The sequence below is a fragment of the Stutzerimonas stutzeri genome, from assembly GCF_002890915.1.
Lineage (GTDB): Bacteria > Pseudomonadota > Gammaproteobacteria > Pseudomonadales > Pseudomonadaceae > Stutzerimonas > Stutzerimonas stutzeri_AF.
Window position 1 is genome coordinate 33,138 of the sequence record NZ_POUT01000018.1, and the last position, 20,829, is coordinate 53,966.

The following is a 20,829-nucleotide window of genomic DNA, read 5'->3' on the forward strand; positions in this document are numbered from 1 at the left end:
GGGTATAGGGGATAACGTCGATTGAATCAAGCTATTCGACGGCACCCGCCCGATCAGCCTGGGCGAACGCGGCGAAGCTGTCGAGGATCGGCTGGACATGCTCGGGGCGCAGGTCCAGGTGCGTCACCAGGCGCAGCCGCGGCGCCGGCGTCAGGCGAATGCCGCGCTGTGCGCAGAACGCCGCCAGCGCCGCTGCCCGATCGCCGATATCCAGGTAGACCATGTTGGTCTGCACCGGCTCGACGACATAGCCGAGCGCCGCCAGCCCGGAACCGATCGCCTGCGCCAGTTGATGATCCGCGGCCAGCCGCTCGACGTGGTGCTCCAGCGCATACAGGCCCGCCGCGGCGAGGATGCCGGCCTGGCGCATGCCGCCACCGACCATCTTGCGCAGGCGCCGCGCCCTGGCGATGAACGCGTCGCTGCCGCAGAGCACCGAGCCGACCGGCGTTCCCAGGCCCTTCGACAGACAGACCGACACCGAATCGAAATGGCGAGTGATCGCCTGTGCGTCACAGCCGAGCTTCACCGCCGCGTTGAACAGCCGCGCGCCATCCAGGTGCAACTGCAGCCCCCGCTCGCGGGTGAACGCACGCGCGGCGGCCAGATAGTCCAGCGGCAGCACCTTGCCCTGCATGGTGTTTTCCAGCGCCAGCAGGCGGGTGCGGGCGAAGTGGAAATTGTCCGGTTTAATCGCCGCCTCGACACGCGCCAGGTCCAGCGAACCGTCGGCTTCCATTTCGATGGGCTGCGGCTGGATCGAGCCCAGCACCGCCGCGCCGCCACCCTCGTACTTGTAGGTATGCGCCTGCTGCCCGACGATGTACTCGTCGCCACGCTCGCAATGCGCCATCAGCCCCAGCAGGTTGCTCATGGTGCCGGACGGCACGAACAACCCGGCGGAAAAGCCCAGGCGCCCGGCCAGTTCGCGTTCCAGCCGGTTGACCGTGGGGTCCTCGCCATAGACGTCGTCGCCGGTCGCGGCACGCAGCATGGCCTCGCGCATCGGCGCGGTCGGCTGGGTGACGGTGTCGCTGCGCAGATCGATGATGCTCATGGAAGCTCCGGTTCCTCGTCGAAACAAGCCTGCCACCCTAAATGATTTCAGCGGCGCGGCGAATCGTTAACGAACAGCGGGCTCAGCGCAGCAGGCGTGTGTCGAGCACCTTCGAGCCGCCGCCCAGCAATGTTTCGGTGATGTCGATGAAGTCCTGGGTACTGACCTTGTCCAGCCGCATCAGCCCGCGGCTCACGTCGTCGAGCGAATAACGGCTCTTGCTGCGCTGGCGGATCTCCTTGTCCAGCTCCTGCAGCAGCAGCACCGCCCGCGCGGTCACCGGACCGGTGGAACGCGCGGTGCGCAGGCTGTCGACCTTGCGGCTCCAGTCGCTCAGATCCTCGCGCACGGCCTGGTAGCGGTCCTCGCTCATGCCGCCGGCGCGCCGCACCAGTTCGATGGCGTAGTACTCGGCCAAGCCCTCGCTGATCCAGTCGCTGCGGTCGGTGTCCTGGATCCGGCTGAAGACATGCACCAGTTCGTGGACCAGCGAACTGGTACCGTTCTCGCTGACCAGCGGACGGTCGGCATGCATGTAGAACGAATTGGGAGCGGACAGGCCACCACGCCACATCGGATCGCCCGCGCCGACGATCAAGAGTTTCTCCGGATCGCGTGGGAATACGTGCTGGATCTCCGGCCAGACGAAGGTCAGCATGGTCAGGATATCCATGCGGCGCACGCCCTCGCCCACCGGCGCGGCGACCGTCACGTCGGTCTCGCCGAGCTTGGCGCGGCGGCTTCCCAGCTTGCCGGCGAGCATCCAGCCGGTCGGCCGGTCGAACAGGCGCTCGGGGTTGTCCACCCGGAAACGGTTCTTACCGACGCGCGGCCAGCCGGTTTCGATGCTTTTCCAGCCTTCCGGCAGCTCGAAGCTGATCCGCGACACCAGTTTCACCCCGTCGACCTGGTCGAGGCGCGCGGGCGGCACCAGGTCGTCGCCACGAAACAGCGCCCAGTTCTCGGTCATCCGCGCATCGAAGCGACCATCGCCGCGCGGGTGGCTGATGCGCACCCGATAGCTCAACCGCGCCTTGCCCTTCCCGGGCAGCCAGGTGCCCTGCTCGGGCGTCTCCTGCCGCCATTCGCCGTCGGCCTTGAAATCGCTGTAGTAGCCTTCGTCACCCAGGTTGAATTCCAGCAGGCGGACCATTTCGCCTTTTTCCAGCAGCAACTGGACCTCGGCCTGGTCTTCATCGGGCAGCAAGCGCACGCGATAGTCCAGATCGACCCGCTTGGCCGCCTGGACATGTGCACCGAAAAACAGAAGGAAGGCAAACAGCAACAGCGAGCGGGCAGGCATTGAAGACAGCTCCAGGGATCGGGTCGTATGCGGTGTCGGTTGATCTATGACGCTGTGAACGGCGGTTTGATTCAACCGGCACGAAAAATCAGATGCTCCTCCCAGTCCTCTTCCGCAACGCTACCTTCAGCGAGCATCCGCCCGGCTTGCGAAATACGCTCGGCGTGCACCGCCTCGCGATCACCACAGACCAGGTGGTGCCAGAGCGGCAGGTCCTTGCCCTCGCCGACCAGGCGGTAGGCGCAGGTGGGCGGCAGCCATTTGAATTGCGCGGCGTCCGCGGCATTGAGCTGGATGCAATCCGGCACGCTGGCGCGCCGATTCGCATAGTCGCTGCATTGGCAGCTCTCGAGGTCGAGCAGTTTGCAGGCGATGCGCGTGTAATAGACGGCACCGTCCTCTTCGTCCTCGAGTTTCTGCAGGCAGCAGAGTCCGCAGCCATCGCACAGCGACTCCCACTCGGTGGGGTCGAGTTCGGCAAGGGTTTTGCGTTTCCAGAAGGGTTCGACTTTGGCCGCCATGAAGGTGTCACTACCGGTAAAACGGCAAGTCTAGCCATTGGCGGATGACCGGCCAATAGCGGGCGGCCAGCCGGTCGCCCGGAAAGATGCGAGGCTGCCCCGCGAGGCGATGGGCAGCCTCGGCCTCGTCAGGACTTGTCGAGCAGTTCGCGATGACTGCGCATCTGCTCGAGCATCTGCTCCATGTGCTGGATGCGCATATCCAGCATTTCCTTGGAAGGCGCGCCCATCATGCGCCCACCGCCCATGCCACCCATACCGCCCTGCATAGGCTTGCCGCCCTGCTTGCCCATGCCAGCGCCGGGCCCACCCATCGGGCAGCCGCCCATCATGCCGAAGCCGGACTGCATGCTTTGCCAGTGTTCGTCGCGAAGCTTCTGCCGCTCCTCCGGCGTCTTCGCAGCCTGCCAGGCCTGACGGTACTCCTGCATCTTCTGCCAGTGCTGCTGCCAGGCTTGGTTGTCGTAGTCCGGCGCCTGCTGCGCATGGGCAGTCAGTGCCAGGCCAGCCAGGATGGAGCCGAGTATCCAGGAACGCGTTTTCATGAGCCATCTCCTTTGTACACGTCGCCCGAGCATAGGCCTGATTTCGGCCCGATTCCTTGTCCGCGGTCAGTCCTGGCGTGATCGCCTACAGCGGATCGTTCATGCGCAACAGCTCTTCGGGCAGGTGCTCGATGTACTCGTCCTCGGCTGGCGGCATCTGCAGGTGATAACCCTGCTTCTCGATATTGGCCAGCACCTTGGCCGCATCCTCGCGCGCCAGCTGGCGCTCGGGGGTCAACAGCATTTCGAAGGCCAGCTGCGGTGGGCCGAACGCCGCGAGCAATCCCTCCGGCACACGCTTGAGGGCATCGCGCTTGTCGACATACAGGTACATCTCGTTCTTGCGCAGGCTTTTGTAGATAGAGCAGATGCGTTTCATGGTCGCTTTTCCAGGACATCGAGCAGGGCATGCCCCATTCGCGCGCGGCGCCAGCCACGCAGGGAATCGGGCAGTTCGTAGGGGCCGTCAGGGTAGCCGCTCTTGAGCAGCGCCTCGAGGGTCTTCTTGCGCAGCATCAGCTCCGGCGCGATATCCAGCGCCTTGGCCTCGCGCTGGCCGACCGCACGCAGTTTCTTCAACAGGCCCGACACCTCCAGCGGCAGCGGCTCGGGCAGCGGCGCCGGCCAGTCCTGTTCGGGCGTGGCCGCGGCCTGGCGAATCAGTTCCAGCAGCGTTTCCCCGTCCTGGCGAACGGTGCGCGGATGCATGTCCTCGATACGCGCCAGCGCCACCAGGTCGCGCGGCTGGGTACGCGCCAGCGGCCACAGGCTGGCCTCGCGCAGCACCCGGTTGCGCGGCTGGTTGCGCGCCCGCGCCTGGCGTTCGCGCCAGCCCGCCAGCACCCGCAGCACGGCAAGCTGCTGCGGCTTGAGCCGCCAGGCCTGCTTGACCTCGCGATAGGCCTCGTCCGGGTCGGTTTCACGCTGCAGGTTGGCCACCAGCTCGGCGCCGTCCTCCAGCACCCAGGCCCGCTTGTCGTCGGAAAGCCTGGGCAGCAGGGCTTCGTAGAGCTCGGCCAGATGCTGGGCATCCTCGGCAGCATAGCGTACCTGCATGTCGCTCAACGGCCGCTGCAGCCAGTCCGAGCGCGTCTCGCCCTTGGGCAGTTCGAGCCCGAGCACACTCTGCACCAGGCGCGAGTAGCCCATGGAAAACCCCAGGTTCAGATAGCCGGCCGCCAACTGGGTGTCGAACAGCGGTTGCGGCAGGCGGCCGGTCAGGCGCGACAGCACCTCGAGGTCCTCGCTGCAGGCATGCAGCACCTTGACCACCGTCCGGTCTTCCAGCACGCCGGCGAAGGGCGACCAGTCGCGCACGCTCAACGGGTCGATCAGATAGGCGCGCCGGCCGTCGCCCACCTGCACCAGGCCAGCGATGGGATAGAAGGTATCGACCCTCATGAACTCGGTATCCACTGCCACGTAGGGCAGCTGGCGCCACTCGGCGCACAGGCGGGCCAGATGTTCATCATCCAGGACCCATTGCGTTTCGATGGCCACACGGCCCTCCTTTTCGGCTGACGACCGGCGCGCGGCCGAACGAGGCGCGCAGTATATATCGTGCTCCATGCCCATCGGGCGTTCATGACCGGAAGCAGGCCATCCGACCGGAAATCGCCCACTGCTCTCGTCACGGCTCGCAGCCGGGCGCCAACAGCGCCTACTATTCGGACTCGTTCTCTGCCGGAGCCCCGCCCCATGCCGCTAGCCCAACTGATCAGCCCAACGCAGCTCGCCGACCGCCTGCAGGACCCGCAGCTGCTGGTCCTGGATTGCCGCTTCGCGCTGGAAGATCCCGCCTACGGCCAGCGCAGCTATGCCGCGGCGCACATACCCGGCGCCCGCTTCGCCGATCTGGAGAAGGACCTTTCCGGCCCGGTGGTCCCCGGCAAGACGGGCCGTCACCCGCTGCCGGAGCCGGAGCAGTTGCTCGCCAGGCTCCAGGCCTGGGGTCTGGATGACGATAGCCAGGTGGTACTCTACGACGACGGCCCCGGCGCCTTCGCCGCACGCGCTTGGTGGCTGCTGGCCTGGCTGGGCAAGCGCGACGGACTCTACCTGCTCGACGGCGGCCTCGCTGCCTGGCGCGAAGCTGGCCTGCCGCTGGACACGACAGTTCCCGCCCCCCGGCGAGGCACCTTCAATGGCCAGGCGGATGCGGCACTGGTCGTCGACGCCCCACAACTCGAGGAACGCCTCGCCAGCCCCGAGCTGACATTGCTCGATGCCCGCGCCCTGCCGCGCTATCGCGGCGAGGTGGAACCCATCGACCCGATCGCCGGGCACATCCCCGGCGCCCTGTGCGCGCCTTTCGGCGACAACCTGGACGCCAACGGCCGCTTCCTGAGCCCTGCGCAGTTGCATGCGCGCTTCGCCGGGCTGCTCGGCGAACGGCCGCCACAGGCCGCGGTGGCCTACTGCGGCTCCGGCGTGACGGCCTGCCACAACCTGTTCGCCCTCAGCCTGGCCGGCTACCCGCTGATTGCGCTGTATCCGGGATCCTGGAGCGAATGGATCACCGACCCACGGAGGCCGATCGCCTGACGAAAAGGCGGCGATGCACGAAAACTGGCCGACCGGTCACAAACAGGCCGTTCGGTTTTCACCGAAGTTTGCTCTGTTTTCACGACCGATCGTCGTCAGGTTTACGAAAAATTGCAATTCATTATCTTGCTACCTGTCCGAGAAAGTTGCTAGGTTCCGACCCGCTTTCATCCCGGAGTAGTACAACAATGAAAACAACATGGTTGAAGACCGCAGCCGCGGTAGCCGCAGGGGTTCTGTCCAGCCAGGCCATGGCAGCCGGTTTCGCCCTCAACGAACAGAGCATCAGCGGCATGGGCACCTCCTTCGCTGGCCGCTCTTCTTCTGCCGACGACGCCACCACGCTGTTCGGCAATCCCGCCGGCATGTCGCGCCTCAAGCGCGAGGAAGTCAGTTTCGGTGTGGCGGCGATTCATGCCAAGAGCGATATCGACGATGCCAGCAGTTTTCCTGGCACCGGCTCCAACGACGGTGACATGGTGCCTTTCACGGCGGTACCGATGGGGTACTACGTCAAACCGATCGACGACAAATGGGCCGTGGGCGTTGGTGTCTACGTACCGTTCGGCCTGATCACCGACTACGAAGGCGGCTTCCAGGGCCGCTATTTCGGCGACTACAGCGAAGTCCGCGTGGTTACCGTGCAGCCGACTGTCAGCTATCGCTTCAACGAACAATTGTCGATTGGCTTCGGGCCGACACTGAACCGCATCGATGGCGAGTTGCAGAGCGCGACACTCAACCCAGCCACCCCAGGTGCCAACGATGGTCGGGTCAAGGTCAAGGGCGATGACACCGCCGTCGGCTTCAACCTCGGCGTACTCTACGAGTTCACCCCCCATACCCGCATGGGCGTGACCTACCATTCGAAAGTGGAGTACACGCTCGAAGGCGATACAAAGATATCCGGCAGCGGCTTCGGCCCGTTCTCCGGGACCAAGTACGATGCCTCACTGGACCTGACCACTCCCGAATCCGTTGATGTGTCGTTGACCCACGAACTGAACGACGATTGGACGCTTTATGCCGGTGCGATGTGGACGCGCTGGAGCCGCTTCGAAGCGATTGTCATCGAGAACGAGGGAATGTCGCCGCTGCTGCCGCCGACCCTGCAACCCATCATCGAAGAGCAGGATTGGCACGACACCTGGTCATATGCCCTAGGCGCCGCCTACAAGCTGAACCGCACCTGGACCCTGCGCAGCGGTCTGGCCTTCGACCAGAGCCCGACCAACAACGTCCATCGTTCGCCACGCATCCCGTCCGGCGATCGCACTGCCATAAGTGTCGGGCTGGCCTGGAATCCGACCGAGGACGTGACTGTTGACCTGGCTTATTCCTACCTATGGGAAGAGGACATCAAGGTAGACCGTGTGAATAGCTCTCGCGGAGCCTACAGCTCCACTTATGAAAACAGCGCCCACGGTTTCGGCGCTGCCCTGAGCTACCGCTTCTGATGCAAGAAAACCCCGGCCTCGCCGTAATGCTGTTCACTTGACGACAAGCTGGATGTTGGATCTGTAGGAGCGGGCCACGCCCGCGATTCGCGCGCATGGCGCGCTCCTACAAATACTCTCTGTGCTTATCTAAACAGCATTACGGTCTCGCCGGAGCTTTTCGTATCGGCGTCGCACCGTTTTTCGCCGCGCGACGCCCAATGCGTGGCTGCAACCGAACGAAGCTCAACGACCGTTCACAACGGCAAGTCGAAGGCCGGGGCGATCTGCCGCAGCCAGCCGTCCAGCCGCTCCTCGGTCAGGTTGCTCTGATTGTCCAGATCCAGCGCCAGCCCGACGAACTTGCCCTCCACCACCGCCTCGGAGTGGGTGAACTCGTAGCCCGTGGTCGGCCACTCGCCTACCAGGGTGGCGCCGCGCTCGCTGAAGAATTCATACAGCTCGCCCATGGCGTCGAGGAACTCGTCGGCATAGCCGACCTGGTCGCCTAGGCCGAAGAGGGCCACGGTCTTGCCGCTGAAATCCAGCCCCTCGATCTGCGGCAGGAACTCCTCCCAGCTCTCGTTCTCGCAATCGGCGCTCAACCCCGGCAACAGCCCCTCGCCCAAGGTCGGCGTGCCGAGGATCAGGTGCGAATAGGCGGCGAAATCCTCTGCGCTCGTACGGTTGACGTTGAGCGGATCAGCCAGGGTGTCGTCGTCGAAGCGCTTCTTGATCATCTTGGCGACCTTGCGCGTCTTGCCCGTGTTGCTGCCGAAGAAAAGTCCGATCCTGGCCATCACGCCACCTCATTGCTGTTGGATGAATAAACACCGCGCAGGGTCCGCACCCGCTCGGCAAAAGACTTCTAGCAGGAAGCACGCCAGCCGATAAATTCTTATAAGCAATTGAAAACAAACGACTTTAAGCACGGATAGGCTGTAGCAAAGCGTACAGCCGGCGGCCGTCAGCTGCGCGCCGCTGTCGGTATTGCGACATTCAGCCATCCACCCTCAGCAGCGCGCGTGCCCCCGCCGATATAGCCGGCCGAGCGGCATCGGCCTGCGCGTCCAGGTGCTCGTCGAACTGCCTGAGCACCACCAGTTCGCCACCTTCCCCGTCGAGGTCGAGCAGGCAACTGCGCAGCTGCGGCTGCGCCGGCATCTCGAACATGGTGCGCTGCAGCGCGCCCTCCATGACCGCGCGCAGCCCGCGCGCGCCGGTGCGGCGCAGCAGCGCCTGGTCGGCGATATGGCTGAGCGCCGCCGGGCTGAACTCCAGCTTCACGCCCTGGTAGGCGAACAGTTGCTGGTACTGCTTGACCAGCGCGTTGCGCGGCTCGCTGAGGATGCGCAGCAACGTCGCGTGATCCAGCTCGCGGAGGAAGGTAATGATAGGGAAGCGGCCGATGAACTCCGGAATCAACCCGAACTCATGGAGATCGTCCGGCAACAGCGCCGCCAGCAGCTCGTTGAGCGACGGCGTCTGTTGCTGCGGCCGCGCATGGAAGCCGATCGCGCTGCCGCGTGGATGCACACGGCTGCCGACCAGGGTTTCCAGGCCCGGGAAGGCGCCGCCGGCGATGAACAGGATGTTGCGCGTATCCACCACCTGCTCCTCGCCGTGTTCGCCACGCCGGCCCCCCTTGCCGATGCGCACCTCGCTACCCTCGACCAGCTTGAGCAGCGCCTGCTGCACGCCTTCGCCGGAGATGTCGCGCACCGCCGTGCCGCCCCCGCCACGCCGTGCCAGCTTGTCCACCTCGTCGATATAGACGATGCCCCATTGCGCCTTCTGCACATCGCCACCGGCGGCTTCCAGCAGGCGGGCGATGATGCTGTCGACGTCGTCGCCGACGTAGCCGGCCTGGGTCAGGGTGGTGGCATCGGCCGAGGCGAAGGGCACGCCGAGGATGCGCGCCAGGGTGCGCACCAGCAGCGTCTTGCCGGTGCCCGAAGGGCCGGCCATGAGGATGTTGGACTTCTCCAGCTCGACCGTGCCGCCCAGTTGGCAGACCGGCTCGCGGGTGCAGTTGAGCAGGCGCAGGTAGTGGTTGTAGACCGCCACCGCCAGGGTTTCCTTGGCCTCGTCCTGGCCGATCACCGACTCGTCCAGGTGCTGCATGTAGGCCGCCGGCGTGAGCAGTTGCGGTGCCAGTTGCTGGGCCTGGCGCCGCTGCCCCCAACTGGTCACCACCTGGTGGGCCAGCTTGACGCAGGCCTCGCAGATCCGGCCTTCGTTACCCGCGATCAAGGGCACCGTCGGCGATTTTTCCGCGCCGCAGAACGAACAGCAGGGCTTGTCGGTATCAGTCATGGCAGCGACTCCGGTGAGGTTGGGGCGGACTGCAGCAAACCGGCCAGCCATGCGCGCTGGTGCCGCGCGTGTTGACGGGCGCGGAGCTTCTCGCGCAGGTGCGGCAAGACCTCCTGCAGCGACAACTGGCCCGCCGGATGGATCGCCTCGCAGAACAGCAGATGAAAGCCCAGTGGCGTCTCCACCACCGGGCCGATCTCGCCTGCGCGCAGGGCGAACAGGCAGGCCTCCAGCTGCGGATAGAGCACGCCGGGGCGTACCAGGCCGAGACTTCCGCCCTCCATCGCCGAAGGGCATTCGGAATGCTTGAGCGCCTGCTCGGCGAAGCGCTGCGGCTTGCGCAACAGGCGCTCGGCGATCAGGTTGATGCGGCGCCAGGCGCTGGTCCGGCTGTTTTCCGGGAAATCCTCGTTGACGGTAATCAGGATCTGCCGCGCCAGGCGCGTGGCGGGCCGCACGAAGCGCTCCGGATGATTGAAGTAGTACAGGCTGACATCCGTATCGGTGATTTCCGGCAGCCCGGCGCAGACGCGCTGCAGCACCGTTTCGACCTTGAGTTCGCGGGCCAGCAGCTGGCGCAGGCCGGCTTCGTCCAGGCCACTGTCGTCGAGCGCCTTGTGCAGCGCGAGCGGGTCCTCGTAGCGGGCGGCGATCTCGGCCCAGGCATCGGCGACCTGCTCGTCCGGGATCACCACACCGCAGGCCTCGGCACTGTGCAGCACGGCGTTCTCCAGCTGCAGCTGGCGACCGACGATGCGCTCGGCCTGTTCACGCTGTGGCGAACTGAGGGCGGCCGGGGCACAGCCGAAACGCTCGTGGGCGACCTTCAGCAGCTGGTAGCGGGCATCCTCGCCGGTGACCAGATCAATGCTCATGCTCGCCTCCCGCCTGCGCGTCGGCCCAGGCCAGGCTCGTCTCGGGCACCTGAAGCACCCGGCCGTCGCCGAAATAGACGTGGTACTGGATGCCGCCGGGCAGGTCGCGCAGCACCTTCTCGATGCTGCCGGTGCGGCCCTGCTCCACCACCACCTCGCCGCGCACGGCCAGGCTGCGGGTGGCGACCACCTGGTCGCGGAACTCGAACAGGTTGGGTATCCAGGGGTCCGACGCGGGAATCAGCTCCTCCTCGCGGCAGCCCACCGTGCAGCCCTGATCGAGGAAATGCACGCGGTAGATCAGCTGATCCTGCAGGTAGGTGCCGACGTCGTAGACGCAACCCACCGCACCGCGGCGCATCAGCAGGGCGCCGGTGTCCTTGCCGGGGTAGGTGCCGTCGTTGCGTACGTTGCGGATCAGCCTGACGGCCTGGCCATATTCGTAGAGCGGCAGACTCATGGCGCTCACCTCCCGCGGGTCAGCCCAGCAGTTGATCGATGGGCACGAAGGTCGTCTGCGGCTCGTGCATGTGGAAGACCTTGAAGACCTTTTCGGTCTGCGCATCGGAGGCGACGAAATCCTCGTAGGCGCGTACCAGCAGCTTGCGATACACCGCATACCGCACGGCATCCTGCAGGTGCTCGATGTCGCCGGCCTGACACAGGTAGTCGTGATAGCGCTGCATGATGTGCAGGCGGTTGACCTGTACCACCGACGGCACGAAGGACACGCCGAAGAAGTTCAGGAAATCCTCGGCGGATACCAGCTCTTCCAGCGCTTCGTCCAGGGGCCCGTCCAGGTTCGGTTCGGCGGCTTGTTCGCTCATGGGCGTGTCTCCACGGTGGCAGCAGGGGGAAAGGTGAAAATGGCGGCGCTGTTGGCCGCCAGCACATCGAGCAGCAGGCGCGCGCCGAGGCGGTTGTCCGCATCGAGCTCGGCGACCTTGCTCAGCATCGCCTTGCCCTCGCCGAACAGGCCCAGGCGCAGGCTCAGGTAACCAGCGCCCTTGAGCGCCAGCAGATGAAAACGCAGCAGGCCGATGGCGTCGGGCGCCACGCGTGCCAGGCAGTTGCTATCCAGTGCACGCCAGTCACAAGGCAGCCCCAGGCGCGGCGCGACCACCTGCAGGACCTGCGCGGCGATGGCCAAGGCATCGGCATGGCGATGCTGGTAGAAGTAGAAGCGGTAGAGCCCGACCAGCACGCTGAGATCGCCCGGCGCCAGCGCCTGAGCCGCCAGCAGCGGCTGCTCCGCCGTGCCGGTGGCGTACTGCGCCGACGCCTCGTCCAGCAGTGCCGCGACGCGCGGCTGGCGCGGCTCGTCGAAATACAGGCCGGCGCCGTCGAAATCCTGCAGGTCCATGGGCGTGCTCCGTCAGCGCCCGGCCATGGCCGGACAATCGTTTTCACACAGGCTGTTGTCCGGCTGGCATTCCTGGTAGCGCCGCTGCTGGCTGCCGGCGGCGACCAGGCCGCCCTGCTCGACCTGCTTCTCCAGGCTGTCCAGGCGCTCCAGCAGGCAGGCGATGGCCTTGCCCACCGGGTCGGGGATCAGGTGATGGTCGAGGTCGATGCCATGCACGTTGGGCCGGCCAGCCTCGCGCAGGCGTACCACCTTGCCGGGGATGCCGACCACCGTGCAGCCGTCCGGCACGTCCTGCACCACCACCGAGTTGGCGCCGACCCGGGCATTGGCGCCGATACTGATCGGCCCGAGGATCTTCGCCCCGGCGCCGACCAGCACGCCGTCGCCCAGGGTCGGATGGCGCTTGCCCTTGCGCCAGCTGGTGCCGCCCAGGGTCACGCCGTGATAGAGGGTGACGTCGTCGCCGATCTCGGCGGTTTCGCCGATCACCACCCCGGCGCCGTGGTCGATGAAGAAGCGTGCGCCGATGCGGGCCCCGGGATGGATGTCGACGTTGCTCAGCAGCCGCCCGAGGAAGCCCAGCAGGCGCGCGGCATAACGCCACTCGCGGCACCACAGGCGATGCGCGAGGCGGTAGAGCATGATCGCGTGCACCCCCGGATAAGTGGTCAGCACCTCCAGCGTGGAGCGCGCGGCGGGGTCGCGCTGGAATACGCAGCGCACATCGTCGCGGCATTCGCGGTACAGGTTCATGCGGCACCTCCGACCAGGGCCAGGCCTTGTTCGCACAGCTGCTGGTAGAAACCCTGCAGATCGGCGCTCTGCGGGCTGCGCTTGTTCTGCGTGGAGAAACGGCGGATGCAGCCGAGCAGTGCCCGGCTCTGCCACTGCTGCAGTTCGATGCCCAGCTCGCGGTAGCTCAGCTCGACCATGTGCGCGCCGGAATGCTTGCCCAGCACCAGACTGTGGCTGCGCCCGAGCTCATCGGGGTTGAGCCCCTCGTAGTTGCGCCGGTGCTTGAGCAGCCCGTCGACGTGGATGCCCGCCTCGTGGGTGAACACCCCGGCACCGACCACGCTCTTCTGCCAGGCCACCTGGCGTCCGGAAGCCTGCTCCACCAGCGCCGAGATCGAGGGAATGCCGCGCACGTCGATGCCGCAGTCGATGCCGTGGAGGTGCTTGAGCGCCAGCGCGCACTCCTCCAGCGCGGCGTTGCCGGCGCGCTCGCCGAGGCCGTTGACCGTGGTGTTGATATGCGTGGCGCCGCCGCGCACGGCCGCCAGGGTGTTGGCCGTGGCCAGGCCGAAGTCGTCGTGGGCGTGTACTTCCAGCTCCAGATCCAGGCGCCCGGCGAGAAAGCGGAAGCGCTCGTGCATCGCGAACGGCTCCATCACCCCCACCGTGTCGGCGAAGCGCAGCCGCCGCGCGCCGGCGGCCTGGGCGACGTCCGCCACGCGAACGATGAACTCCGGATCGGCGCGCGAGGCGTCCTCGCAGCCCAGGCACACCTCCAGCCCGGCGTCGCGCGCCGCACCCACCAGTCGCGCGACCTCGCGCAACGCCCAGTCGCGGTCGCGGCCAAGCTTGTGCTGCAGCATCAGGTCCGAGACCGGCAGCGACAGGTCGACCATGCCGACGCCGGTCCCGCAGGCGGCCAGCAGGTCGCTGTCGCACAACCGACACCAGGCCAGCAGCCGTACCGGCAGGGCGAGCCCGGCGATGGCGCGCATCACCTCGCACTCCTCCTCGCCCATGCTGGGAATGCCGATCTCCAGCTCCGGCACGCCGAGCTGTACCAGGGCGCGGGCAATGGCGAGCTTCTCCTCGGCGCTGAAGGCGACCCCGGCGCTCTGTTCGCCGTCGCGCAGGGTGGTGTCGTCGATCACGATGGACATGCTGAACCTCCTCGGCGATGGCGCCGCGGTCAGACGATCGTCAGGCGTAGACCGGTGCGAACGAATCGCCCACTGCCTCGGCCGGGCCGTTACCGCTCCAGTAGGGCGACAGCTTGCGCAACTGGGCGATGATCGGCGGCACCTCGCGGATCACATAGTCGATCTGCTCCTCGGTGGTGTAGCGCGACAGCGAGAAGCGCACGCTGCCATGGGCCGCCGTGTAGGGAATGTCCATCGCGCGCATCACGTGGGACGGCTCCAGCGACCCGGAGGTGCAGGCCGAACCGCTGGAGGCGGCGATGCCGACCTTGTTCAGCAGCAGCAGGATGGCCTCGCCCTCGATGTATTCGAAGGCGATGTTGGCGGTGTTCGGCAGGCGATTGCCCGGATCGCCGGTGACGAAGGCATAGGGCACCGCGGCGAGGATGCCGGCCTCGAGCTTGTCGCGCAGGCGCCGGACCTCGGTGTTCTCGTGCTCCATGAAGGCCAGCGCGCGCTCGGCGGCGACCCCCAGGCCGATGATCGACGCCGCGTTCTCGGTGCCGGCGCGGCGCCCGCGCTCCTGGTGGCCACCGCGCAGCAATGGCCGGAAGCGCGTGCCGCGGCGCAGGTAGAGCACGCCGACGCCCTTGGGCGCATGCAGCTTGTGGCCGGACAGCGAGAGCATGTGGATGGCGCTGTCCTTGAGGTTCATCGGCACCTTGCCGACCGCCTGCACCGCATCGCTATGGAACATGACCCCGGCGTCGTCGGCCATCTGCGCCATCTGCTCCACCGGGAACAGCGTGCCGGTCTCGTTGTTGGCCCACATCACCGAGACGATGGCCACGTCGTCGCCGAGCAGCGCGGCGTACTCGCCCAGATCCAGGCGGCCCTTCTTGTCCACCTTGAGCTTGTGCACGGTGTAGCCGTCCTCGGCCAGGTAGTCGCACAGGCTGAGGATCGCCGGGTGCTCGACCACCGTGGTGATGATCGTCTTGCGCTCGGGCTGGGCCTTGAGCGCCGAGAGGATCGCGGTGGAATCGGCCTCGGTGCCGCAGGAGGTGAACACGATTTCCGAGTCGTACTCGGCGCCGAGCAGCCGCTGCACGCTCTGCCGCGCCTTCTTCAGCGCCATGCCGACCTGGTTGCCGAAGCTGTGCATCGACGAGGGGTTGCCGAACTGTTCGGTGAAGAACGGCAGCATGGCCTGCACCACTTCGTCATCGACACGGGTGGTCGCGTTGTTGTCGAGATAGATGCCGCTCATCTCACACCTCCGCCATCGCGCTGTGGGCCGGGGAGCTGACCGGGACCACCTTGACGAACTCGCCGAGTTCCTCGATCAGCCGCTGCTGGATGCCGGACAACGTCATGCTGGCCATCTGGCAGCCGGTGCAGGCGCCGGTCAGCTTGACGTAGATGTTCTTGCCCTCGACATCCAGCAGCTCGACGTCGCCGTGGTCGCGCTGCAGGGTCGGGCGGATCGATTCGAGCACGCGCTCGACGCGGCGGATGCGCTGCAGGGTGGTCATGCGCGGCGCAGCGGGCGCCGCCTGCGGAGTTTCCAGGGTCACCAGCGGCGCCTTGGCCTTCTTCGCCGCCTTGGCACCGGTACCGGCCGGGACGAAGATCTCGCCGCGCGCGGCCAGTTCCTCGACCAGCAACCGCTCGATGCCTTCGTGGCAGGACGAGCAACCGCCGCCGGCCTTGGTGTAGTTGGTCACGTCCTCGACGCTGGAGAGCCGGTTGGCGCGGATGGTCTCGCGCACCATCACCTCGTCGATGGCGAAGCACTTGCACACCAGCGCGCCTTCCTCGTGGTCGTCCTCGAGGGTTTCGCCGCGGTAGTTGGCCACCGCCGCCTGCAAGGCCTCGCGGCCCATCACCGAGCAGTGCATCTTCTCCGGCGGCAGGCCATCGAGGAAGTCGGCGATGTCCTGGTTGCTGATCTTCAGCGCCTCGTCGACGGTCAGCCCCTTGATCATCTCGGTCAGCGCCGAGCTCGATGCGATCGCCGAGCCGCAGCCGAAGGTCTGGAAGCCGGCGTCGAGAATCACGTCGGTGTCCGGATCGACCTTCAGCGACAGCCGCAGGGCATCGCCGCAGCTCAGCGAACCGACGTCGCCGACGGCATTGGCCTCGGCCACGGCGCCGGCGTTCTTCGGGTTGTAGAAGTGTTCTTTGACCTTTTCCGAATAATCCCACATGACGGCTGATCTCCCGGTGAATGCTGGGTGGCCGGTCGTGGCCGGCCGCCTCGAGTGGCGCTTAGCAGGCGAAGGACTTGCCGCAGCTGCAACCGCTGCTGGCGTTCGGGTTGACGAAGGTGAAGCCGCTGCCTTCCATGCTGTCGACGAAGTCCATGGTCACGCCGTCGAGCAGCGGTGCGCTGGCGTCGTCGATCAGCACGGTGAAGGCGCCGCAGTCGACCTGCTGGTCCCCGTCGAGGCCTTGCTCTTCCAGCTTCAGGCTGTACTTCAGCCCCGCACAGCCGCCGCCCTCGACGCGGATGCGCAAGCCGGCGGTGGGTTTGTCGGCGTTGCTGATGAAGCGGTTAATCGCGCTCTTGGCGCTTTCAGTCAGGGTAATCATCGGCATGTCTCCTCGGCTGTGGCGGCGATCTGGCCACCCGGCACAGGTACTTCTGCAACGCCCATGCCCAGCCTTGCCAAGCTGAAAAACAATTATTTTTCAAATACATATAGATTCATCGCACGACCTTCCCGCTGTCGCGAACGGTACGCATGGGGCGCAATGTCGGCTTTGCGACACACCAGGCCGCGGTTCCTCGGGCTGGCCGGAATACCTCTGTAGCGCTATATACAAAACGATATAGCGAATCACACAATGTCATCTTCCAGACAGCCCACAGAGTTCCCATGAAAGCATTAACCTTTTGATTTTCATGAATTTATTTGAAAACAAAGGACTGGATGCATTCTTGCTTGCTCCAGGCCCAGGCCCAGAGCCGGAGCCCGAGGAAACGACATGAACGAAGCGGACCTACCCCTGCGCATCGACGGCCAGCTCTGGTTCAACCGGGGCGAGAAGGGCTATCTGGGCGGCAAGCGCATCGACCTGCTGGAGCAGATCGAGGCCACCGGTTCCATCAGCCGCGCCGCCAAGGCCATCAAGCTGAGCTACAAGGCCGCCTGGGATGCAGTGGATGCCATGAACAACCTGTCCGAGCGGCCGTTGGTGATCTGCTCTGCCGGCGGCGCCCAGGGCGGCGGCACGCGCCTGACCGACTTCGGCCGCGAGATGCTCCATGTATGGCGGCGCATGCAGGCCGAATACGAGCGCTTTCTCGCCCAGGTCGCCGAGGGCATCGAAGGCTTCGACGACATCGACCGGCTGCTGAGGGCCATCGCCATGAAGACCAGTGCACGCAATCAATTCCGCGGCCGCATCACCGCCGTCGACAAGGGTGCCGTCAACGGCAGCCTGCGCCTGGACATCGGCGCAGGCCTGTGCATCAGCGCCACGCTGACCAACGACAGCATCGACGAACTGCAGTTGGCGCCCGGCAATACCGCCATGGCGCTGATCAAGGCCAGCTTCGTGCTGCTCTCGCCCGATCCTGACGTGAAGATCAGCGCCCGCAATCGCCTCACCGGCACCATCAGCGCGCTGATGCCGGGCGCGGTGAACTGCGAGGTCAAGCTGCTGCTGCCGGGCAACCGCACCCTCAGCGCCGTGATCACCAACGAGAGCGCCGAAGAGCTCGGCCTGGCCCTGGGCCAGCCCTGCACCGCGCTGATCAAGGCATCCCACGTCATCATCGCCGTCGATTGAAAGGAGTCGCCATGCACCCCGTCCGCCGCTTCTGCGCCGCCCTGCTGCTCGGCCTGCCACTAACCGCCATCGCCGACGACGTGCAGGTCGCCGTGGCGGCCAACTTCACCGCGCCGATGCAGAAAATCGCCGCCGCCTTCGCCCGCGACACCGGCCACCGCGCCGTGCTGGCCTTCGGCGCCACCGGCAAGTTCTATGCGCAAATCAACAATGGCGCGCCCTTCGACATCCTGCTGGCGGCCGACGACAGCACACCGGCACGACTCGAGGACGAGGGTTCCGGCGTCGCCGGTAGCCGCTTCACCTATGCCATCGGCAGCCTGGTGCTGTGGTCGGCGCGCGAGGGTTATGTCGATCCGCAGGGGCGCATCCTGGCCGACGGCGACTTCCGTCACCTGGCCTTGGCCAATCCCAAAACCGCCCCCTACGGCGCCGCAGCACTGGAAACCCTCGAGCGCCTGGGCCTGCGCGAACGGCTGCAGCCACGCTTCGTGCAGGGCGAGAACATCGCCCAGGCCCACCAGTTCGTCGCCAGTGGCAACGCCGAGCTGGGCTTCGTCGCGCTGTCCCAGGTGACCAAGGACGGTCGCATCGCCCGCGGCTCGGCCTGGGTGGTGCCGGCCGACCAGCACGCGCCGATCCGCCAGGACGCCCTGCTGCTTCGCCATGGCGAGGGCAACCCGGCGGCACAGGCGCTGCTCGACTACCTCAGGGGCGATACCGCCGCCGTGCTGATTCGCGCCTACGGCTATGAGCTGGACTGAACCGCGATGATGCTCGACAGCGTCGATTTCGCAGCGATCTGGCTGACCTTCAAGCTGGCCAGCCTCACCACCGCACTACTGTTACTGATTGGCACGCCGCTGGCATGGTGGCTGGCGCGTACCCGTTCGCCGCTCAAGGGGCCGCTCGGCGCAGTGGTGGCACTGCCACTGGTGCTGCCGCCGACCGTGCTGGGCTTCTATCTGCTCACCGCCATGGGCCCGCACGGCCCGGTGGGCGAATTGACCCAGAGCCTCGGCCTGGGCCTGCTGCCCTTCACCTTCGCCGGGCTGGTGGTGGGCTCGGTGTTCTATTCCATGCCCTTCGTCGTGCAACCGCTGCAGAACGCCTTCGAGGCCATCGGCGAGCGCCCGCTGGAGGTGGCCGCCACCCTGCGCGCCAGTCCCTGGGACACTTTCTTCAGCGTAGTGCTGCCGCTGGCCAGGCCGGGCTTCGTCACCGCCTCGATCCTCGGCTTCGCCCATACCGTCGGCGAGTTCGGCGTGGTATTGATGATCGGCGGCAACATCCCCGGCGTCACCCGCACGGTCTCGGTACAGATCTTCGATCACGTCGAGGCCATGGAGTACCCCCAGGCCCACTGGCTGGCCGGCGGCATGCTGGTGTTCTCCTTCTGCGTGCTGCTGGCGCTGTACTCCAGCCGTCGTGTCAAGCCCGGGCTCAATTGAAGGGATTCGTGCATGAACGACTCACCAACCACCGGACAGATCCGCGCCCGCTTCCGCCTGGCCTGGTCCGGATTCGAACTGGACGTCGACCTCGCCCTGCCTGGCCGCGGCGTGACGGCGCTGTTCGGCCACTCGGGCTCGGGCAAGACCACCTGCCTGCGCTGCGTCGCCGGCCTGGAGCGCGCCGGCGAGGCGTACCTGGAAGTCAACGGCGAACGCTGGCAGGACAGTGCGCGCGGGCTGTTCGTCCCGACGCACGAGCGCGCCCTGGGTTATGTGTTCCAGGAAGCCAGCCTGTTCCCGCACCTCACGGCACGGCGCAACCTGGAATACGGCCTGCGCCGGGTCAAGGCCGCCCAGCGCCGGGTCGACTGGGACCATGTGGTGAAGCTGCTGGGCATCGAACACCTGCTGGAGCGCCTGCCGGGAACGCTGTCCGGGGGTGAGCGCCAGCGCGTCGGCATCGCCCGCGCCCTGCTCACCAGCCCGCGCCTGCTGCTGATGGACGAACCGCTGGCGGCGCTGGACCTCAAGCGCAAGAACGAAATCCTGCCCTACCTGGAACGCCTGCACGACGAACTCGACATCCCGGTGCTCTACGTCAGCCATTCGCCGGACGAAGTGGCGCGGCTGGCCGATCACGTGGTGCTGCTCGACCAGGGCCGGGCGGTAGCCGCCGGCGGCCTGCGCGAAACCCTGGCACGACTGGACCTGCCCACCGCCCTCGGCGAGGACGCCGGCGTGGTGGTCGAATCCCACGTGGCCGAACACGACGACGCCTACCACCTGACCCGCCTGACCTTCCCCGGCGGCGAGGTGCTGGTGGCGCAGCGGCCGGAAGCGCTCGGCCAGCGCCTGCGCTTTCGCGTGCATGCCCGCGACGTCAGCCTGGCGCTGACCCGTGCCGAGGGCAGCAGCATCACCAACCTGCTGCCGGCGCGAGTCGAAGCGCTGGTCGCGGCAGACACCCCGGCCCACGTGCTGGTGCGCCTGGATGCCGGCGGCACGCCGCTGCTGGCGCGCATCACTCGCCGCTCGGCCGACCAGTTGGGCATCGCTCCCGGGCTGACGCTGTGGGCACAGATCAAGGCCGTGGCCCTGCTGGGTTGAGCCCGGCTGTTGTCCGATTGTCGCCAATACGACAATCGGCAGCCCGTCAAAACATCATAAGCCATTGATATTCAATGGAATGATCTCAGGCATCGATGTTGCTATGGCATGCCTCGCCAGCCGTTCGGCGCTGGTTCCAGTCATCGCAACAGAGAGAACCCTATGTCCATCAAGGAAATCCAAGCCTTCTCGAACCAAGCCCTGAACGACCCGGCGCTCGGCGAAAAACTCAAGGCCTGTGAAAAGGTCCGCGACGTGATCGCCCTCGGCAAGGAACACGGCTACAGCATCATCGAGGACCTGCTCTATCCGCCGAACGAGCCGCAATTCAGCGAAGCCCAGCTGTCGCCGAAGATGGCCAAGGCGCTGCTGCGGGCCTGAAACGGAACGCCGCCCGGCCCACCCTACGGAACTGCTTTTGTGGGAGGCCCGCCCCCAGGGCGATGCTTTTCAGTACAGCAGGGTGGGCTTCAGCCCACCTCGATGACGTTCATAAATCAGGCTAGCAGGCCGTTGAAAAAAGCCAGAGCCCGCGTGGCTCTGGCAAAATGGCGGCCATCCTCTTCTGCCGAAGCCAGCCCAAGCCGATGCGTGGACTCGACCTCAAACAAAACGAGCTGTTCAGTTATACGA

24 protein-coding genes are annotated in these 20,829 nt (G+C 66.2%); 7 read left to right on the top strand and 17 right to left on the bottom strand.

From position 1 onward, the window contains the following. Nucleotides 1-31: 31 nt before the first annotated feature. From ltaE to rnd, 6 genes are all read right to left on the bottom strand, one after another. The gene (gene ltaE, locus CXK94_RS20850; RefSeq protein ID WP_102895737.1) at nucleotides 32-1,057 is read right to left on the bottom strand and encodes a low-specificity L-threonine aldolase; all 1,026 of its coding nucleotides are present in this window, start codon (nucleotides 1,055-1,057) and stop codon (nucleotides 32-34) included. Between the two features lie 82 nt (nucleotides 1,058-1,139). Next, nucleotides 1,140-2,360 carry a hypothetical protein gene (locus CXK94_RS20855; RefSeq protein WP_102895738.1) on the bottom strand — a complete coding sequence of 407 codons (1,221 nt, stop codon included), beginning with the start codon at nucleotides 2,358-2,360 and terminating at the stop codon, nucleotides 1,140-1,142. A 71-nt stretch (nucleotides 2,361-2,431) separates the two neighbouring features. Next, a complete protein-coding gene (locus tag CXK94_RS20860) occupies nucleotides 2,432-2,881 on the bottom strand; it encodes a YcgN family cysteine cluster protein (protein ID WP_102895739.1) in 450 nt (149 codons plus the stop codon). A gap of 128 nt (nucleotides 2,882-3,009) precedes the next feature. After that, nucleotides 3,010-3,426, bottom strand: a complete 417-nt coding sequence (locus tag CXK94_RS20865; RefSeq protein WP_037044696.1) for a hypothetical protein — start codon at nucleotides 3,424-3,426, stop codon at nucleotides 3,010-3,012. Between the two features lie 85 nt (nucleotides 3,427-3,511). After that, nucleotides 3,512-3,805, bottom strand: a complete 294-nt coding sequence (locus CXK94_RS20870) for a YcgL domain-containing protein (protein WP_102895740.1) — start codon at nucleotides 3,803-3,805, stop codon at nucleotides 3,512-3,514. Continuing rightward, entirely contained in the window at nucleotides 3,802-4,926 is a 1,125-nt protein-coding gene (gene rnd / locus CXK94_RS20875) for a ribonuclease D (RefSeq protein WP_102895741.1), read from the bottom strand. Before rnd ends, CXK94_RS20870 begins: the two co-directional genes overlap by 4 nt. A 198-nt stretch (nucleotides 4,927-5,124) precedes the next feature. Here rnd and CXK94_RS20880 point away from each other — a divergent pair, with 198 nt between their 5' ends. Then, the gene (locus tag CXK94_RS20880; protein WP_102895742.1) at nucleotides 5,125-5,970 is read left to right on the top strand and encodes a sulfurtransferase; all 846 of its coding nucleotides are present in this window, start codon (nucleotides 5,125-5,127) and stop codon (nucleotides 5,968-5,970) included. A gap of 188 nt (nucleotides 5,971-6,158) precedes the next feature. Next, entirely contained in the window at nucleotides 6,159-7,427 is a 1,269-nt protein-coding gene (locus tag CXK94_RS20885; protein ID WP_102895743.1) for an OmpP1/FadL family transporter, read from the top strand. A gap of 236 nt (nucleotides 7,428-7,663) precedes the next feature. Here CXK94_RS20885 and CXK94_RS20890 read toward each other — a convergent pair whose 3' ends face one another. From CXK94_RS20890 to CXK94_RS20940, 11 genes are all read right to left on the bottom strand, one after another. Continuing rightward, a complete protein-coding gene (locus CXK94_RS20890; protein ID WP_102895744.1) occupies nucleotides 7,664-8,206 on the bottom strand; it encodes a flavodoxin in 543 nt (180 codons plus the stop codon). A 199-nt stretch (nucleotides 8,207-8,405) separates the two neighbouring features. Then, on the bottom strand, nucleotides 8,406-9,722 hold the full coding sequence (gene clpX, locus CXK94_RS20895; protein ID WP_102895745.1) for an ATP-dependent Clp protease ATP-binding subunit ClpX: 1,317 nt from the start codon (nucleotides 9,720-9,722) through the stop codon (nucleotides 8,406-8,408). Next, nucleotides 9,719-10,597 carry a nitrogen fixation protein NifM gene (gene nifM / locus CXK94_RS20900; RefSeq protein ID WP_037041222.1) on the bottom strand — a complete coding sequence of 293 codons (879 nt, stop codon included), beginning with the start codon at nucleotides 10,595-10,597 and terminating at the stop codon, nucleotides 9,719-9,721. The genes clpX and nifM overlap by 4 nt, the downstream gene beginning before the upstream one ends. Further along, nucleotides 10,587-11,057: a nitrogen fixation protein NifZ gene (locus CXK94_RS20905; protein ID WP_042921139.1), complete on the bottom strand. Its 471-nt coding sequence runs from the start codon at nucleotides 11,055-11,057 to the stop codon at nucleotides 10,587-10,589. Before CXK94_RS20905 ends, nifM begins: the two co-directional genes overlap by 11 nt. A gap of 19 nt (nucleotides 11,058-11,076) precedes the next feature. After that, entirely contained in the window at nucleotides 11,077-11,424 is a 348-nt protein-coding gene (nifW, locus tag CXK94_RS20910) for a nitrogenase-stabilizing/protective protein NifW (protein ID WP_102895746.1), read from the bottom strand. Further along, nucleotides 11,421-11,960, bottom strand: coding sequence for a hypothetical protein (locus CXK94_RS20915; protein WP_102895747.1), 540 nt, complete (start codon nucleotides 11,958-11,960; stop codon nucleotides 11,421-11,423). The genes nifW and CXK94_RS20915 overlap by 4 nt, the downstream gene beginning before the upstream one ends. Nucleotides 11,961-11,972: 12 nt before the next feature. Beyond that, the gene (gene cysE, locus CXK94_RS20920) at nucleotides 11,973-12,716 is read right to left on the bottom strand and encodes a serine O-acetyltransferase (protein ID WP_102895748.1); all 744 of its coding nucleotides are present in this window, start codon (nucleotides 12,714-12,716) and stop codon (nucleotides 11,973-11,975) included. Then, nucleotides 12,713-13,858: a homocitrate synthase gene (gene nifV / locus CXK94_RS20925; protein WP_102895749.1), complete on the bottom strand. Its 1,146-nt coding sequence runs from the start codon at nucleotides 13,856-13,858 to the stop codon at nucleotides 12,713-12,715. Before nifV ends, cysE begins: the two co-directional genes overlap by 4 nt. Nucleotides 13,859-13,898: 40 nt before the next feature. Continuing rightward, nucleotides 13,899-15,107, bottom strand: coding sequence for a cysteine desulfurase NifS (gene nifS / locus CXK94_RS20930; protein ID WP_102895750.1), 1,209 nt, complete (start codon nucleotides 15,105-15,107; stop codon nucleotides 13,899-13,901). A 1-nt stretch (nucleotide 15,108) separates the two neighbouring features. Continuing rightward, on the bottom strand, nucleotides 15,109-16,047 hold the full coding sequence (gene nifU / locus CXK94_RS20935; protein ID WP_102895751.1) for a Fe-S cluster assembly protein NifU: 939 nt from the start codon (nucleotides 16,045-16,047) through the stop codon (nucleotides 15,109-15,111). A gap of 61 nt (nucleotides 16,048-16,108) precedes the next feature. Further along, the gene (locus tag CXK94_RS20940; RefSeq protein WP_011912526.1) at nucleotides 16,109-16,432 is read right to left on the bottom strand and encodes a HesB/IscA family protein; all 324 of its coding nucleotides are present in this window, start codon (nucleotides 16,430-16,432) and stop codon (nucleotides 16,109-16,111) included. 396 nt (nucleotides 16,433-16,828) lie between these two features. On the opposite strand from CXK94_RS20940, the gene CXK94_RS20945 reads away from it, so the two are divergent. The 5 genes from CXK94_RS20945 to CXK94_RS20965 all read left to right on the top strand — a co-directional run bounded on the left by CXK94_RS20945 (nucleotide 16,829) and on the right by CXK94_RS20965 (nucleotide 20,577). Next, nucleotides 16,829-17,635 carry a TOBE domain-containing protein gene (locus CXK94_RS20945; protein WP_042921129.1) on the top strand — a complete coding sequence of 269 codons (807 nt, stop codon included), beginning with the start codon at nucleotides 16,829-16,831 and terminating at the stop codon, nucleotides 17,633-17,635. Nucleotides 17,636-17,646: 11 nt separating this feature from the next. Then, complete coding sequence (gene modA, locus CXK94_RS20950; protein ID WP_102895752.1) at nucleotides 17,647-18,399, top strand: molybdate ABC transporter substrate-binding protein; 753 nt, start codon at nucleotides 17,647-17,649, stop codon at nucleotides 18,397-18,399. A gap of 6 nt (nucleotides 18,400-18,405) precedes the next feature. Beyond that, on the top strand, nucleotides 18,406-19,086 hold the full coding sequence (modB, locus tag CXK94_RS20955) for a molybdate ABC transporter permease subunit (RefSeq protein ID WP_102895753.1): 681 nt from the start codon (nucleotides 18,406-18,408) through the stop codon (nucleotides 19,084-19,086). A 12-nt stretch (nucleotides 19,087-19,098) separates the two neighbouring features. Then, nucleotides 19,099-20,196 (top strand): molybdenum ABC transporter ATP-binding protein, encoded by a 1,098-nt coding sequence (modC, locus tag CXK94_RS20960; protein ID WP_102895754.1) that lies wholly within the window; start codon nucleotides 19,099-19,101, stop codon nucleotides 20,194-20,196. Between the two features lie 162 nt (nucleotides 20,197-20,358). Next, nucleotides 20,359-20,577 carry a Nif11-like leader peptide family natural product precursor gene (locus CXK94_RS20965; RefSeq protein WP_037041244.1) on the top strand — a complete coding sequence of 73 codons (219 nt, stop codon included), beginning with the start codon at nucleotides 20,359-20,361 and terminating at the stop codon, nucleotides 20,575-20,577. Nucleotides 20,578-20,829 lie beyond the last annotated feature (252 nt).